We start from the raw sequence: 270 nt of genomic DNA on the forward strand, positions 1-270 counted from the left end.
ACCAGCAGTATCAGTGATGCAGCGGGTAATACCACCGCTGAAAGTGCGCCAGTAACGTTTGATTTAGACACTACTATTCCGGGTGATACGGACGGTGATGGTGTAAGCGACACCGCGCCAACCTTGATCATAGCCGATGCAGCCGATGGCAGCGTGAGCGTGGCTGAAAACAGTGACGGTCTTGACACTGTGGTGACCATTCCTGAGGGTGTGGAAGTGGGTGATACGGTGACCTTAACCATCACCAACCCCGATGGCAGCACCACAGAG

The 270-nt window shown here is 54.4% G+C and carries 1 protein-coding gene; it reads left to right on the forward strand.

Annotated features, from left to right (window positions below):
• On the forward strand, positions 1-270 hold a 270-nt coding region (locus AACW06_RS20410), incomplete at both ends, for a hypothetical protein (RefSeq protein ID WP_202884135.1).

This window comes from Vibrio sp. S12_S33 (assembly GCF_963889785.1).
Lineage (GTDB): Bacteria > Pseudomonadota > Gammaproteobacteria > Enterobacterales > Vibrionaceae > Vibrio > Vibrio aestuarianus.